This is a genomic window from Pseudoalteromonas sp. 0303 (genome assembly GCF_013349995.1).
In the GTDB taxonomy this organism is placed as follows: Bacteria; Pseudomonadota; Gammaproteobacteria; order Enterobacterales; family Alteromonadaceae; genus Pseudoalteromonas.
In genome coordinates, this window is the sequence record NZ_JABVXF010000042.1 from 1 (window position 1) to 15,286 (window position 15,286).

12 protein-coding genes are annotated in these 15,286 nt (G+C 40.4%); 6 read left to right on the forward strand and 6 right to left on the reverse strand.

Annotation, left to right across the window (positions count from 1 at the left end; all coding sequences use genetic code 11):
• Positions 1-111: 111 nt before the first annotated feature.
• The 4 genes from gyrB to dnaA are packed head-to-tail and all read right to left on the reverse strand — an operon-like array spanning position 112 to position 6,166.
• Positions 112-2,538: a DNA topoisomerase (ATP-hydrolyzing) subunit B gene (gene gyrB, locus HUS62_RS19445; RefSeq protein WP_175080859.1), complete on the reverse strand. Its 2,427-nt coding sequence runs from the start codon at positions 2,536-2,538 to the stop codon at positions 112-114.
• A 12-nt stretch (positions 2,539-2,550) separates the two neighbouring features.
• Positions 2,551-3,645, reverse strand: coding sequence for a DNA replication/repair protein RecF (gene recF / locus HUS62_RS19450; protein ID WP_054563761.1), 1,095 nt, complete (start codon positions 3,643-3,645; stop codon positions 2,551-2,553).
• 6 nt (positions 3,646-3,651) lie between these two features.
• Positions 3,652-4,755, reverse strand: coding sequence for a DNA polymerase III subunit beta (dnaN, locus tag HUS62_RS19455; protein WP_054563760.1), 1,104 nt, complete (start codon positions 4,753-4,755; stop codon positions 3,652-3,654).
• Positions 4,756-4,768: 13 nt separating this feature from the next.
• Positions 4,769-6,166: a chromosomal replication initiator protein DnaA gene (gene dnaA / locus HUS62_RS19460; protein WP_175080860.1), complete on the reverse strand. Its 1,398-nt coding sequence runs from the start codon at positions 6,164-6,166 to the stop codon at positions 4,769-4,771.
• Positions 6,167-6,672: 506 nt separating this feature from the next.
• Between dnaA and rpmH the strand changes: the two genes are divergently transcribed.
• The 4 genes from rpmH to yidC all read left to right on the forward strand — a co-directional run bounded on the left by rpmH (position 6,673) and on the right by yidC (position 9,278).
• Positions 6,673-6,807, forward strand: a complete 135-nt coding sequence (gene rpmH / locus HUS62_RS19465; RefSeq protein ID WP_008488847.1) for a 50S ribosomal protein L34 — start codon at positions 6,673-6,675, stop codon at positions 6,805-6,807.
• Between the two features lie 7 nt (positions 6,808-6,814).
• Positions 6,815-7,237, forward strand: a complete 423-nt coding sequence (gene rnpA, locus HUS62_RS19470) for a ribonuclease P protein component (RefSeq protein ID WP_058583673.1) — start codon at positions 6,815-6,817, stop codon at positions 7,235-7,237.
• Positions 7,238-7,365: 128 nt separating this feature from the next.
• A complete protein-coding gene (gene yidD / locus HUS62_RS19475; RefSeq protein WP_054563758.1) occupies positions 7,366-7,638 on the forward strand; it encodes a membrane protein insertion efficiency factor YidD in 273 nt (90 codons plus the stop codon).
• Between the two features lie 8 nt (positions 7,639-7,646).
• On the forward strand, positions 7,647-9,278 hold the full coding sequence (yidC, locus tag HUS62_RS19480) for a membrane protein insertase YidC (protein WP_175080861.1): 1,632 nt from the start codon (positions 7,647-7,649) through the stop codon (positions 9,276-9,278).
• 55 nt (positions 9,279-9,333) lie between these two features.
• On the opposite strand, the gene HUS62_RS19485 is transcribed toward yidC, so the two are convergent.
• Together HUS62_RS19485 and HUS62_RS19490 are read right to left on the reverse strand one after the other, a co-directional pair.
• On the reverse strand, positions 9,334-10,539 hold the full coding sequence (locus HUS62_RS19485; RefSeq protein WP_175080862.1) for a PepSY domain-containing protein: 1,206 nt from the start codon (positions 10,537-10,539) through the stop codon (positions 9,334-9,336).
• Positions 10,540-10,548: 9 nt separating this feature from the next.
• On the reverse strand, positions 10,549-12,696 hold the full coding sequence (locus tag HUS62_RS19490; protein WP_175080863.1) for a TonB-dependent siderophore receptor: 2,148 nt from the start codon (positions 12,694-12,696) through the stop codon (positions 10,549-10,551).
• A gap of 209 nt (positions 12,697-12,905) precedes the next feature.
• Between HUS62_RS19490 and mnmE the strand changes: the two genes are divergently transcribed.
• Both mnmE and HUS62_RS19500 read left to right on the forward strand, forming a co-directional pair.
• Positions 12,906-14,270 carry a tRNA uridine-5-carboxymethylaminomethyl(34) synthesis GTPase MnmE gene (mnmE, locus tag HUS62_RS19495; protein ID WP_175080864.1) on the forward strand — a complete coding sequence of 455 codons (1,365 nt, stop codon included), beginning with the start codon at positions 12,906-12,908 and terminating at the stop codon, positions 14,268-14,270.
• 145 nt (positions 14,271-14,415) lie between these two features.
• Positions 14,416-15,156, forward strand: a complete 741-nt coding sequence (locus HUS62_RS19500; protein WP_175080865.1) for an isocitrate lyase/phosphoenolpyruvate mutase family protein — start codon at positions 14,416-14,418, stop codon at positions 15,154-15,156.
• Positions 15,157-15,286 lie beyond the last annotated feature (130 nt).

Below are 15,286 nucleotides of genomic sequence, written 5' to 3' on the forward strand. Positions count from 1 at the left end.
AGTTAGTTGCCTAACTACGGATTGTGCATGATCATTCTGATCGGTCAACTGATCAACTTCTTAACTGATCAGCATTAGCCTGTAGGCTCCTTTTTAATTCTTAATTTCGCGTTATACGTCTAGGTTAACTACACGTAGCGCATTCGTTTCGATGAAGTCACGACGCGGCTCCACTTGGTCACCCATTAGAGTCGCAAACAATTGGTCTGCCGCTACTGCATCTTCAATTGTTACTTTCAACATACGACGAGCATCTGGGTCCATAGTGGTTTCCCAAAGCTGATCAGGGTTCATCTCACCGAGTCCTTTATAGCGTTGAATATAAAGGCCACGCTTCGATTCATTGATTAACCACTCTAATGCATCCACAAAGTTATCAACAGCAAGAGTTTTCTCACCGCGTTGAACATATGCCCCTTCTTCAAGTAAGTTAGCAATGTTTACACCTGTCGCTGCTATGCGTTTGTAGTCACGCGATGTAATGAAGTCATGGTTTAGTACATGTGCTTTATCCACACCATGCTGACGAATATTCACAACAGGATAATACATGTTGCGCTCAGTATCGTGCTCAGTGCCCGCATGGAAGATAGTTGCATCTTCATCACGTGCAATTAAGTCGTCAACTAGCGTGTTAGTCCACTCTTTAACTTTTGCTTCATCTGCTAAATCAGCTTCGGTAATTTCGCTTTGATAAATTAAACGTTCCATAATTGAATTTGGATATTTACGTTTTAAGCGTTCAATCACTTTAACTGTATTTTGATAATCGTGAACGATTCTTTCTAGTTCTTCACCTTCAAGTGCAGATGCACCTTCGCTTGTATAAAGTGCAGCATTGTTTAATGCTAATGATGTTAAGTAATCAACAAGCGCTGGATCATCTTTAATGTAGCGTTCTTGCTTACCTTTTTTCACTTTATAAAGTGGTGGTTGCGCAATATAGATAAAGCCTTTTTCTACAATCTCTGGCATTTGACGGTAGAAGAAAGTCAGTAGTAAGGTACGAATGTGAGAACCATCCACGTCCGCATCGGTCATGATAATGATACGATGATAACGTAGCTTTTCTGGGTCATATTCATCACGACCAATACCACAGCCTAATGCAGTGATTAAAGTTGCTACTTCTTGAGAAGAAAGCATCTTATCAAAGCGTGCTTTTTCAACGTTAAGAATCTTACCTTTAAGTGGCAAAATTGCTTGGTTTTTACGGTTACGACCCTGCTTAGCTGAACCACCTGCAGAGTCACCCTCCACTATGTATAGTTCAGAAAGTGCTGGATCTTTTTCTTGGCAGTCTGCCAATTTACCTGGTAAACCAGCTAAATCCATTGCACCTTTACGGCGTGTCATCTCACGTGCTTTACGCGCAGCTTCACGAGCACGTGCTGCATCGATAATTTTGCCAACTACCGTTTTAGCATCAACTGGGTTTTCTAATAAGAACTCTGTTAATTTTTCTGCCATTGCTTGTTCTACAGCAGACTTAACTTCACTTGATACTAGTTTGTCTTTAGTTTGTGATGAGAACTTAGGATCAGGAACTTTAACACTTACAACCGCAGTTAAGCCTTCACGAGCATCATCACCCGTCGCATTGCTTGTTGTTTTCGCTTTTTTGTTAAAGCCTTCTTTTTCCATGTAGTTATTTAGCGTACGCGTTAATGCAGCTCTAAAGCCAGCTAAGTGCGTACCACCATCACGTTGTGGAATGTTGTTTGTGAAACAGTAAATGCTTTCTTGGAAGCCATCGTTCCATTGCATTGAAACTTCTACACTAATACCGTCTTCTTCACGCTCATGGGTAAAGTGGAAAACACTTTTATGTACAGGTGTTTTGTTACGGTTTAGATATTCTACGAATGCTTGGATACCACCGTCATATTTGAAGTGGTCATTCTTAGATTCTTCACGCTCATCAGTAAGAATGATACTTACACCAGAGTTTAAGAACGAAAGCTCACGCAAACGTTTTGCTAAGATATCGTAGTGGAAGTTAAGGTCACTGAATGTTTCACCACTTGGCCAGAAACGTAATTCAGTACCTGTGTCTGTTGCGTCACCAATTATAGCTAATGGCGCATCTGGTACACCCATAGTATATGTTTGTTGGTGAATTTTGCCTTCACGACGAATGGTCAGTTGCAGCTTTTCAGATAGTGCATTTACTACCGAAACACCTACACCGTGTAAGCCACCAGATACTTTATATGAGTTATCATCGAACTTACCACCAGCATGAAGTACCGTCATGATAACTTCAGCCGCAGAAACACCTTCTTCTTCGTGAATAGATGTTGGAATACCACGACCGTTATCTCTTACAGAGACTGAACCGTCTAAGTGAATCGTTACAAAAATATCATCACAATGACCAGCTAAGGCTTCATCGATAGAGTTATCAACAACCTCAAACACCATATGGTGAAGGCCTGTACCGTCATCGGTGTCCCCTATATACATTCCTGGACGCTTTCTTACTGCGTCTAATCCTTTAAGTACTTTAATACTCGACGAATCGTAATTCTCAGACATGGTTAATCCCACTTATCTTGTTATTAGGTTGCCATGTTTCACGTGGAACATTTTTAGTTCTCGTTGCATGGGTTCCACCACAGCAGAAATACTTTCAGATAAAATTGATGAGATAAAAAGTTGCGAATCGCAATGAGTCAAAAGTTGACCCACTTTTTCTTTTGTATCTTCACCCAGTTCTGAAGGTAAGTCATCTATTAGCAATATAGATTGCTTATCTGTTTCTGACTCAATTAAGCTATTTTGCGTTACTTTTAACGCATAAAGCAAGAGCTTCAATTGACCGCGAGAAAAGGTATTTTCTACACTGTTACCAGAAACACTAAAACTAAAATCAGCTTTATGCGGACCTTTACTTGTGAAACCTTGTTTGGCATCACGTTCAAAGCTTTGCTCAAGCGCCTCGGAGAGCGTTTCACTCTCTTTCCAGCCCGCATGAAAGTTTATTTCTAAATCGCTTACAAGCGTTAATTCTGCACACATTTTATCAAAAAACTGCTGCTTAAACCTACTTATATACGCGATTCTTAGATTATTTATTTGTTCAGCTAGTCTAACAAATTCTTTATCCCAAAACTTGATCTGCTCGAAATAATCTCTAGGTTTACTTTTTAATAAAGCATTACGTTGTTTCAGTACTTTATTAAAAGACTGCCACAAGTAAAAAAAGTCATGTTCCACGTGGAACAATCCTAGATCGAGAAATTTTCTACGCTCTTTTGGGCCACCAAAAAACAATGAATAGCTTTCTGGAGTAATCACTTGCACTGGCACTAGCTGAGCTAATTCAGAGATTTTACGGCTCGTTTTTCCCTGAATCTTTAAAGACGTTTCACCCGCTTGGTTTTTGCTTATACCAATCGGAATAGACAAATCATGCAGCGCTTTGCGACCATGAATCACAAACTTGTCTTGTTGATGCTGAATGATATTTTTATGTTTGGCGGTACGAAATGATTTACCGTGAGAAAGGAAATATATCGCCTCAAGGAGACTGGTTTTTCCGCTGCCATTTTCGCCATAGATAATGTTTATGCCATTAACCGGCTCAAGTGTCAGCGCCTCAATATTCCGAAAATTATTGAGGCTTAAATGACTTAAACTCATATAAGCTTATAGGCGCATCGGCATTACAACGTACATAGCTTCTTCGTCACCTGCACCTTCAATTAGCGCACTGCTATTAGAGTCTGCAAGCGTAAAGGTTACATCTTCTGTTTTTAATGTATTAAGTACATCAAGTACATAAGAAACGTTAAAGCCAATTTCAAGTTCGCCGCCTTGGTACATTACTTCAACCACCTCTTCAGCTTGTTCCTGCTCAGGGTTGTTTGCTGTAATTTTTAATAAACCTTCAGACAAGTTTAAACGTACACCACGGAATTTTTCATTCGATAAAATAGACACACGTTGGAAAGCACTGCGCAACCATTCACGGTTAGCAGTAATCACTTTATCACCACCACGTGGCAATACTCGACGATAATCAGGGAAACGACCATCAACTAGTTTACTAGTAAATGTAAACTCAGTATCAATAATACGAATATGGTTAGCACCAAATTGAATGGTTACTAGCTCATCATCAGCCACCATTAGGCGCATAATTTCTTGTACACCTTTACGTGGAATAATTAACTGACGTTGTGTATTTAAAGACTGTGGTAATTGCTTTTGTGCAATCGCCAAACGGTGACCATCTGTAGCCACTGTTTTAATATCTGCGTTATCAACTTCAAATGACATACCGTTTAAGTAATAACGTACGTCTTGATTCGCCATAGAAAAGTGCGTGCTTTCTAAAAGTTTACGCAATTCTAAACGCGTTAGTTGAAATTCAACTTCACCATCCCACTGCTCAAGATTCGGAAAATCTTCAGCGGCCAGCGTAGTTAAAGAAAAACGGCTTTTACCGCTTGTTAATAGTAACTGATGATCTTGGCTACTTAACGTTAGGTCTGAGCCATCAGGTAAACTTTTACAAATATCGAGTAACTTTTTAGCTGGTAAAGTGAGTTGCGTATCTGTGGTATCTTCACCGACAAACACACTCGCCACTAACTCAATTTCAAGATCAGTACCCGTCATCGAAAGTTGCCCGTTTTCAACAACTAACAGTACGTTCGATAAAATCGGTAAGGTGTGCTTACGCTCAATCGCACCAGACACTTGAACTAAAGGTTTTAAAAATTGCTCTCTTGATATTGTTATTTGCATAATAAAGTCGGCCTTAAGATGACAAGGTTCTTATTAAGTTTTGATAATCTTCTTTCACTTCGTGGCTTTCGTCACGTAGTGATTTAACTTTACGACAAGCGTGTAATACAGTTGTGTGATCACGACCACCAAAGGCGTCACCAATCTCAGGTAAACTGTGATTTGTAAGTTCTTTTGATAATGCCATGGCCACTTGACGTGGTCTTGCTACTGAACGGCTACGGCGTTTAGATAGTAAATCTGATACACGAATGCGGTAATACTCAGCAACAGTGCGTTGAATATTATCTATCGTTACCAATTTATCTTGCAGCGCAAGTAAGTCACGTAGCGCTTCTTTTACAAAGTCGATTGAAATCGGACGACCAGTAAAGTTTGCATTAGCAATAACGCGGTTTAACGCCCCTTCTAATTCCCGCACATTTGAACGCAACTTTTTAGCGATAAAAAAGGCAACTTCGTGAGGTAAATTGATTTTACTTTGCTGCGCTTTTTTCATCAAAATAGCAACGCGCGTTTCAAGTTCTGGTGGCTCAATAGCAATTGTTAAGCCCCAACCAAAACGTGATTTAAGGCGATCTTCAACCCCTTCTATCTCTTTAGGATAGCGGTCTGAAGTTAAGATAATTTGTTGATTTCCTTCAAGTAAAGCATTGAAGGTATGAAAGAACTCTTCTTGTGAGCGTTCTTTATTAGCGAAAAATTGAATGTCATCGATCATCAATGCATCAACACTTCGGTAATAACGTTTAAATTCTTCTATGGCATTATTTTGTAGCGCTTTAACCATGTCTTGCACAAATCTCTCTGAGTGCATATAAACAATTTTCGCGTCTGGCTTATTAGCCATAATACCGTTACCAACAGCGTGTAATAAGTGAGTTTTACCTAAGCCAGTACCACCGTATATAAATACAGGGTTAAATGCTGAACCTGGGTTATCTGCAACTTGAGTCGCTGCAGCTTTTGCTAATTGGTTTGATTTACCTTCAACAAAGCTATCAAAGGTATAATTTTCTTTAATGTTTGATTTATAGCCTGATTTTGGTGCAGGTTCGACCGCTGCTTTTTCAGGTTTTGGCTGTTGCTTTTCAGCAGCTTGTTGTGGAACAGATGCGCTTGTTTCTGCTGCAGCCGGTGCAGATGCCACTTGGGCATTTAAAATAGGTTTACTACCAACATCAAAACGTAATTCAGGTGCTTCATCACCACAAATTTCAACGAGTAGTTCATTAATACGGTTTAAATACTTTTCTCTCACCCAATCCAAAACAAAACGGTTAGGTGCATATATAGTCAACGTATCTTCGGTACTTTCTGCTTGAAGTGGTCTTACCCACATACTGAATTGCTGTGAAGGCAATTCATCTTGCAATACATATAAACAACTTTGCCAAACCGACAGATACACAGTTAAACTCCCAGAGATTTAATTTTTATTCCCGTTCATCTTTAATGATGGAAAATCAAACATTTATTGCTAATCTTTGACCAACTTTCTTGGCCCAGACCGACTATTATGAAGGTACTTTATCCACAAGTACAAGATTGATTTTTATGAAAAATATGATCTCAGCAACATAAAAGAATAAAACACTGATTTTTAAGAAAATTATTTTTTAAGCTCGAACAGTGATCATAACAAATTTGCAGCCAGATCGCGATCAAATTCTACGATCGAATTGGCTTTTCCCAAGCTTTTATTCACTTTTTATACAGAGGCTGTGGAAAACTTCTTATTTATGATGATCCTATATGATCAGTTAAAAGGATCCTTTATAATTACGGCCTCTGCAGCGTTTTAATGATTGACTTTTGTTGTCTTCATCTATAATATCTCGCGCTCGCAATGGCACCTGTGCCAGGATCGCGACCTGCATAGGATGTTTTAACCTTAACCGATCGGATGGAATTGTTATGAAAAGAACTTTTCAACCTAGCGTTTTAAAACGCAAACGTACACACGGTTTCCGTGCTCGTATGGCAACAGCAAATGGCCGTAAAGTATTAGCTCGTCGTCGTGCTAAAGGCCGTAAAGTTCTTTCTGCTTAATATATAAGTGGAAGACTTTAGCTTCAGCAGGGAGTTACGTCTGTTAACTCCCTCGCATTACTCTCGAATCTTTAATGAACCAGCACGCGCTGCGACTCCTTTCTTTACCCTATTAGCTAAACGCAATGACCAAACTAATCCTCGATTAGGTCTTACGGTCGCAAAAAAACGCGTTAAAAAAGCCTGTCAACGTAATCGAATTAAACGACTTGCTCGCGAAAGTTTCCGTTTAAATCAGCACAAACTCGATAACATTGATATTGTGCTTATGGTTAAAAGTGGTATTGATGAACAGTCCAACGAAGAGCTAACAAAGCAACTAAATAAATTGTGGCGAAAAATTAACGAACGCTGCAAGCCTGGTGCACCTAAACCACCACCATTTAAAAAACGCCCGAATAAATCAGCTAAATCTAATAAACAAGCCTGATAGCAATAGAATTACAGGCTTAATTAAGGTATCTTTAGCTCACCTTTTAATCATGCATTTAAAATTCTACGATGGGAATTTAAATTCATGGTATCCATTGACTAAATTAACGCAGGGGCAGACACATCATGAGGTTACTTAAACCACTTGTTGCTATTCCAAAGCGCTGTTTAGTCATGCTAATACGCGGCTATCAAAAATGGATAAGCCCACTATTAGGCCCGCATTGTCGTTTTAATCCAACCTGCTCTAGTTACGCTATTCAAGCAATTAATTTGCATGGAAGTGTAAAAGGCAGTTGGTTAGCTGTTAAACGCATATTAAAATGCCACCCTTTACATGCTGGTGGGGATGATCCCGTACCGGCAAAAAATCATATTAACCACCAACACGAGAAATAAGAGCTGTTATGGAATCGCAACGCACGTTTTTATTAATCGGCTTGATGCTTGTGTCGTTTTTATTATTTCAAGAATGGAATAACGACTACAACGCACCAAAGGCTGATCCAAGTGCCACAACACAAACACTAGGCGCAACAACACCAGAATCTGATGACTTTATTCCTGCATCATCTGACGGTGAAGTTCCAGCTGTAACGACAGCAAAGCGCTCAGTTATCGATGTAACAACTGACGTATTCACTGTTAAAATTGACACCCGTGGTGGTGACATCATTGAAACAGACTTACTTCAGTACGAAGAAGAAAAAGGCAGTAACACACCTTACATGCTATTAGGTGAGTTCGATGGTAAGCAATACTTCTCGCAAAGTGGCTTAATTGGTTTAAATGGTCCTGACGCAACTGTTGCTGGTCGCCCTGTTTATAAAACCACACAAAAAGCATTCACTTTAACGGGTGACGAGCTACGTGTACCACTTGAGTTTACTGACAGTAAAGGTGTGACGTTTACTAAAACTTATATCTTCAAAAAAGGCGACTACGCTGTAGATTTAGAGTACACAGTAAACAACGTAACAGCTGATCCAATTCAAGTTCAGTTATACACGCAAGTAAAACGCACAGTACAAGAAAAAGGTAGCTTAGTAGATCAAAACTACTTAGGCGCAGCATTTGGTACTGAAGAAGAGCCATACGAAAAGTACAGCTTCTCAGACATGGCTGATAAAAACCTTAACATCACTACAGCTGGCGGCTACATTGCATTTATCCAACACTACTTTGTAAGTGCGTGGGTACCAAAGCAAGACCAACAAAATACCCTTTACAGCAAATTAGTTGCCGGTAATGCGGCAATTATTGGTACTAAAGGTGAAGCAGTTAACGTACAAGCTGGTACGCAAGCAACACTTAGCTCAACTTACTATATGGGCCCGAAAGAGTCTGACGTACTAGAAGCAATTCACCCAGACTTAGACCTAACTGTAGACTACGGTTGGTTATGGTTTATCTCACAACCATTATTCGTACTACTTAAGTGGTTACACAGCATCCTAGGTAACTGGGGTCTAGCTATCATTGCAATCACGGTTATCGTTAAAACGGCAATGTACCCGCTTACTAAAGCACAATACACGTCAATGGCGAAGATGCGTGCCTTACAGCCTAAAATGGCTGCACTAAAAGAAAAGTATGGTGATGACCGTCAAAAATTCGGTCAAGCTATGATGGAAATGTACCGCAAAGAAAAAGTGAACCCAATGGGTGGCTGTTTCCCACTGTTACTACAAATGCCAATCTTCTTAGCGTTATTCTACGTATTCTTAGAATCAACTGAGCTACGTCATGCTGAATTTATTTTATGGTTAAATGACTTATCAGCAATGGACCCATACTACGTATTACCGGTTTTATTTGGTTTAAGTATGTTCATCACTCAAAAGCTGCAACCTATGACGGTTACTGACCCTATGCAGCAAAAAATGATGACCTTTATGCCAGTTGTATTCTCTATTTTCTTCTTATGGTTCCCATCTGGCCTAGTACTTTACTGGTTAGTATCGAACCTTATCTCAATCGCTCAGATGCTAATCATCTACCGCGGTATGGAGAAAAAAGGTATTAAGGTAAGAGGCTAACTCTTAACCCAATAAAAAAGGCGCTAACTGCGCCTTTTTTATTGCCTGAAAAAAGCTAACCGAGAATAGGAGAATAAACTTGATTGGGCACACTGCGTTCAGTAAAGCTCAAACTCGTTGTTAGTAACGAAGCAACTACCAAACCGATTGCAACCACCCCAGATAAACCAAGCCACTTTACAGCCGTTGTTTTACGCTTAACCCTAAGCCAACTCATATAGATGCCAGCAGCGCTTACAAAGCTCATCAATACACCAAATAACCCCCAAATAAGCTTGGTACCAATGCCTGCAAAGTTACCAAAGTGCAGCGGATCAGCGGTGTCTTTAATTCGTGGAAGCAGGTTTAGTTCTTCCCCTTTTTGTATACCAAGAACTTCACCGGAACTTGGTTTTAAATAAACCCGGTTAGCACGCAGGCGCAATAAAATATCATCGTTATAACCACGCACTTCAATAGGCTGATCCGCTTTATTAGGATAACGAATATAGCGAATATCAAGGCTAGGAAATGCCTGTTGAGCAGCTTCATAAGCAGCAGCTAAACTAATTGGTGTTAGATCTTTGCGAGGGCTTTGTTTTTTAAACTCACTCACGGCTGGTGGACTAGAGACATAGTGAGGTACATTCGCAGTTTGCAGCCCATGTTCTACCAGATACCAAACCCCTGTGATGGCCATCACAGCAATAAACCATAAACTCCAAAGCCCTAACAGCTTATGCCAATCAGACCAACTACTACGTTTATCTAGGCTTAGCGCAGCAGGCTTTTTCATAAAGCCTTGCCACCAGCGCCGATACACATAAAAACTCGAGACCAATAAAATAACGAGTAAAATACTCAAACTGGTGACGATTAGTTTACCCATCCAGCCCATCGACAAGTTCATATGCCAGTTACGTAAAAACCGCGATATCCGCGCCCACTCTCCTTCACCTAGTAAGCGACCCGTTGCAGCATCTAAATAAACAAAGCGAAATGAATCACCGACTTTAAGAGCCGCCTCAATGGCAAGGTAATCTTGCTTATGACGTTGGATATAAAGTAACTGAGCTTGCGGATAATGCTTATTAAGGGTGTTTTCGATAGCTAGGTAGTTAGTCGAAGCAGAAGAAGTTAAAGCACGGTATTTAGCGTCTGTTAAGTACTCGAGTTCATGACTTAACGTAGCGAGTGTTCCCGATACACAGGTAACAAAAAGCAGGACTCCAACAAAGAGTCCTGCCCAAGAATGTAAGTTAAACCAATTTTTAGCGTTCACACGCCACCATTAAAAACTGTATTTAGCACTAAAATAGACACGGCGTGGCTCACCAGGAAAGTGCCCTGTTCGCTCGATAAAGCCACTGCTTGCGTATTCTTTATTAAATAGGTTCTTAACTGATAGCTGCCATTGCCAGTTATCAACGGTTGTTTGCCACGCCATGTTGTAAACAGTGTAAGGTTTAACACGTTGACCACCTAAACTAAGCTGTTCATCAACATAGTCTAAGCCAGCAGAAATAGATGACGATAAGCTAGGTAGCTCATAGCGTGTCCATATACCTAGGGTATTTTGCGGCGCGTTAGCAAATTTATCGCTATCAGGAATTTGGTTACGAATGCTGTCGTTGGCTTTAGTAATACGGGTATCATTATAAGCGTAGCTTGCAGTAACTACCCAGCGCTCAGTGATGTCACCAACCACTTCAAGTTCAAAGCCCTTACTTTGTACTTCACCAACGGCAACTAGGTCATCAACGCCGTCACCTGCAACATCACCTAATAAGCTAGGCTGCAGGATGTTTTCACGGACAATATCGTACACAGCCATATTAACAGCAAGTGTGTCTGCTAATAGCTTAGTTCTTAAACCTAACTCGTTAATACGGCTAGTCTCTGGAGAGAACGGACCGCCCTTTGCTGTTTCTTGATTACTCGCACTTTGCGGCACAAAGCCAGTGCCATGTAGCGCATAAGGGAAGAACATATTGTTAATGTTATAGCTAGTACCAATACGGTAAGTTAAGTCGCTATCAGAAAACTCGGTTTGATTTAACAGATCTTTATCTTCAAAACGATCATACCTTAAACCAGCTGTCACACTCCAATTAGCGGTGATATCTAGTTGATCTTGCAAGTAGGCACCAAAGCGGGTGCTATTCGTTTTGCCAAGTCTAGGTGTAATACTATCAAGATCATAATCATCAGCAGAGGTTAAACCATACTCAGGGTTGTTAAGATCAAGTCCTGGTACTGGGCCACCTTTACTTTGTTGCGTAGCTGTACGGTAAACGCTTTCAAAATCATGTTCATACCAATCACTACCAAACAGCACTTGATGCTGCATATTAGCAAATGCAAACTCCGCAATCGCATTAGCTGTTAAGCTAAAGCCTTCGTTCTCACGTACTTGATCACGAAACTCACGATGGCTCCAATCAACAATACCGTCGTCATCTGTATCTACGAGGCCTCTTGGTTCATGGTAGTTTTGCACTTCTTTGTTATCAAAATAACGTGCTGTGACATCGGTGCGCCAAACATCATTAAATTCATGTTTTAAAGTTGCCTGATAGACATGGGCTTCAACATTTTGAAAGTCTGTCGCCTCGTTATGATTCCAGCTAATATCAGTTAGAAAATTGCCATTATCATCAGCAGGTACACCACGTAAACGTGCCCCACCCAACTCTTGCTCTATATAGGTATACTGAGTGGTCAATTCGGTTGCACTGTTGATAAGCCACGTATAACCAAAATCAACAATGGTATTATCGCTGCTAGTATTAGCACGGAATGGCTTTTCAGTATCACGGTAAAGACCAACACGGTAAGCATGATTATCAAGTGATTCACTCAATGTTCCAGTGCTTTCTAATGCACCACTGAAGAAGTCATCATTACCTACTTCAACTTCAATACTGTGTTCACTGGTGAATTTAGGCTTCTTAGTTACATAGTTAATAATACCACCCGGATTACCACTACCGTATATAGCGCCAGCAGGCCCTTTTAAAACCGCAACTTGTTCAATATTAAATAATTGCGGTACAGCAAAGCCATTGAAAGGGTCGCCCTTTACACCATCATATAAAATCTCATCTTGGCGGAAACCACGGAATGTCACGCCTGAATAACTAAAGGCATTAACACCAGCAATATTGCTATAAAGATCGGTAATTTGACGAGCAGCCTGATCACTGATCAGCTCCTGCGGCAAAATTTGAATTGACTGAGGAATTTTCTCTAAAGGTGTATTGGTACGAGTAGCAAAGCTAGACTCGGTTGGGCGATATAAAGAGAACGCACGGCCAACAACTTCTATTTTTTCGAGTTCTTTAGAATCACTTTGATCCGGAGTAGTCACTTCAGTTTGAGCATGTGCAACGCCCGAAAAACCAGCAGCAAGTGCAATAAAAACAGCAGAAAGACGCATAATAAAAAACGATAAGATTTAGAATGCGCAACATGGTAATGAATATAATTATTATTTGCAATGGCCGTTTATTATTAATTAAAGCTAAATAAAGTATTACTTACATCAGACTTTTGCTACTTCATTACTCAAACAGCTATTCGCATGAAATTAAGCCATAGGTTACAATAGAGCCAGCATTCATTCTTTTATTGGCATTATTTCATCGCATGATTAATCAAGACACAATTGCAGCACAAGCGACCGCACCAGGACGTGGTGGGGTTGGTATTATTCGCGTCTCTGGCAGTTTAGCTAAAACAGTGGCAGAACAGATTATTGGCCGTTGTCCTAAAACACGTTACGCAGACTATGTACCATTTAAAAGCTTGAACGGTGAACAGCTTGACCAAGGTATTGCTATTTACTTCCAAGGGCCAAATTCATTTACCGGCGAAGACGTACTAGAACTACAAGGTCACGGCGGCCCTGTCGTATTAGATATGCTATTAAAAGAAATTAGCCAAATTGACGGTGTACGTTTAGCAAAACCAGGTGAGTTCTCTGAGCGCGCATTCATGAATGATAAGCTTGATTTAACTCAAGCAGAGGCAATTGCCGATTTAATTAATGCAACCAGTGAACAAGCAGCAAAAAGCGCCCTCCAATCACTGCAAGGTGAATTCTCTAAACATATTGAAACGCTGGTGGAGAAAGTCATTCACCTACGTATGTATGTTGAAGCCGCAATTGATTTTCCAGATGAAGAAATCGACTTTTTATCAGACGGTAAAGTATCCGCAGATCTCAATGCCATTATTGATCAATTAGAGAATGTAACTCAGCAAGCTAAACAAGGTAGCATCATGCGTGAAGGTATGCGTGTTGTTATTGCGGGTCGCCCTAACGCTGGTAAATCAAGCCTACTTAATGCGTTAGCTGGCCGTGATGCTGCTATCGTTACCGAAATAGCAGGTACAACACGTGACGTATTACGCGAACATATCCACATTGATGGTATGCCACTACATATTATTGATACCGCAGGCCTGCGTGAAAGCCCAGATAAAGTAGAGCAAATTGGTATTGAACGCGCATGGGATGAAATTAACCAAGCCGATCGCGTACTATTTATGTTAGACGGCACAGACACATCAGCCACTGATCCTCATGATATTTGGCCAGAGTTTATGGCCAAGTTGCCAGAGGGTATGGGTGTTACTGTGATCCGAAATAAAGCCGATATTTCCGGTGAAAATATCGGTATGGATGAACATGATCAATATCCGGTGATCCGTTTAAGCGCTAAAAATGCAGAGGGTATAGAGTTAGTTCGTACTCACTTAAAGGCATGTATAGGTTTCCAAGGCGCCACAGAAGGTGGATTTATGGCACGCCGTCGTCACTTAGATGCTCTTGATCATGCAGCCTATCATTTAAACACAGGCAAAGAGCAATTAGAGATGCATATTGCTGGTGAGATCTTGGCTGAAGAGTTACGCCTAACTCAACAGTTCTTAAATGAGATAACGGGTGAATTTACCTCTGATGACTTGCTAGGGAAAATCTTTAGTTCGTTCTGTATCGGTAAATAAATTCCGGTCATCAATATTATAAAAAAGAGTCGCAAGACTCTTTTTTGCTTTTAGTCTAGTGATCAATTATCGGTTCAGGGCCGAAACCAGCCAGTAATTAACCTCATATCAATTAGTCTAGCGATGTCATTAAACGGAGGACATCATGGACAAATATCAACTCTTTCACCAATTACACCACCAGCAAAGCGGCTTTATACTTGCCAATGCGTGGGATCTTAGTTCAGCACAATTCATCCAAGCTGCGGGAGCTAAAGCCGTAGCAACAACCAGCTGGGGTATTGCGGCAAGTTTAGGGTTAGCTGATGGTGAAAACATCTCTTTTAAAACTCAATTAGCGCTGGTTAAAAGCTTAACCGAACACTTACATATTCCACTCTCTGTCGATATAGAGTCAGGCTACAGTAACGATCCGCAGCAAATTAGCCAAAACGTTTTAGCATTAGCAAGATTAAGGGTTGTTGGTATCAACATAGAGGACTCAGATAAAGACACTAACGCACTGAGATCTATCGAACAGCAATGCACTATTATTAGTGAGATAAAAAAAGTACTTAACGAAAATGGCTTCGGTCGTTTATTTATAAACGCCAGAACCGATACCTACTTTCTAAGTGAATCCCCTTTTCAAGCAACATTAGAGCGCGCAAAAGCGTATCAAGATGCAGGAGCAGATGGTCTGTTTGTACCCGGTCTCACTAACATAGAGCAAATAACCAGCTTAGCAAACGCGATAGATATTCCACTAAATGTGATGGCAATGAATAATTTTAACTCAGCAAAAGCGGCTTTTGCTGGTGGCGCAAAACGCTTCTCACTGGGTAATTCTCTCTATGATCTAGTCGGTAATACGATAAAAACCAGTTTAACTCAGATCGAAAATTAACTTAGCGAGCTAAAAAATCAGATCAAAACAGCTTTTAAGATCGAATTTAGCTAAAAATGTTATCCACATTTGGGGCTTTTTTAGATCTAAAGGCTGATTTGATCATAAAAAAACGCTGATATTTGAATTT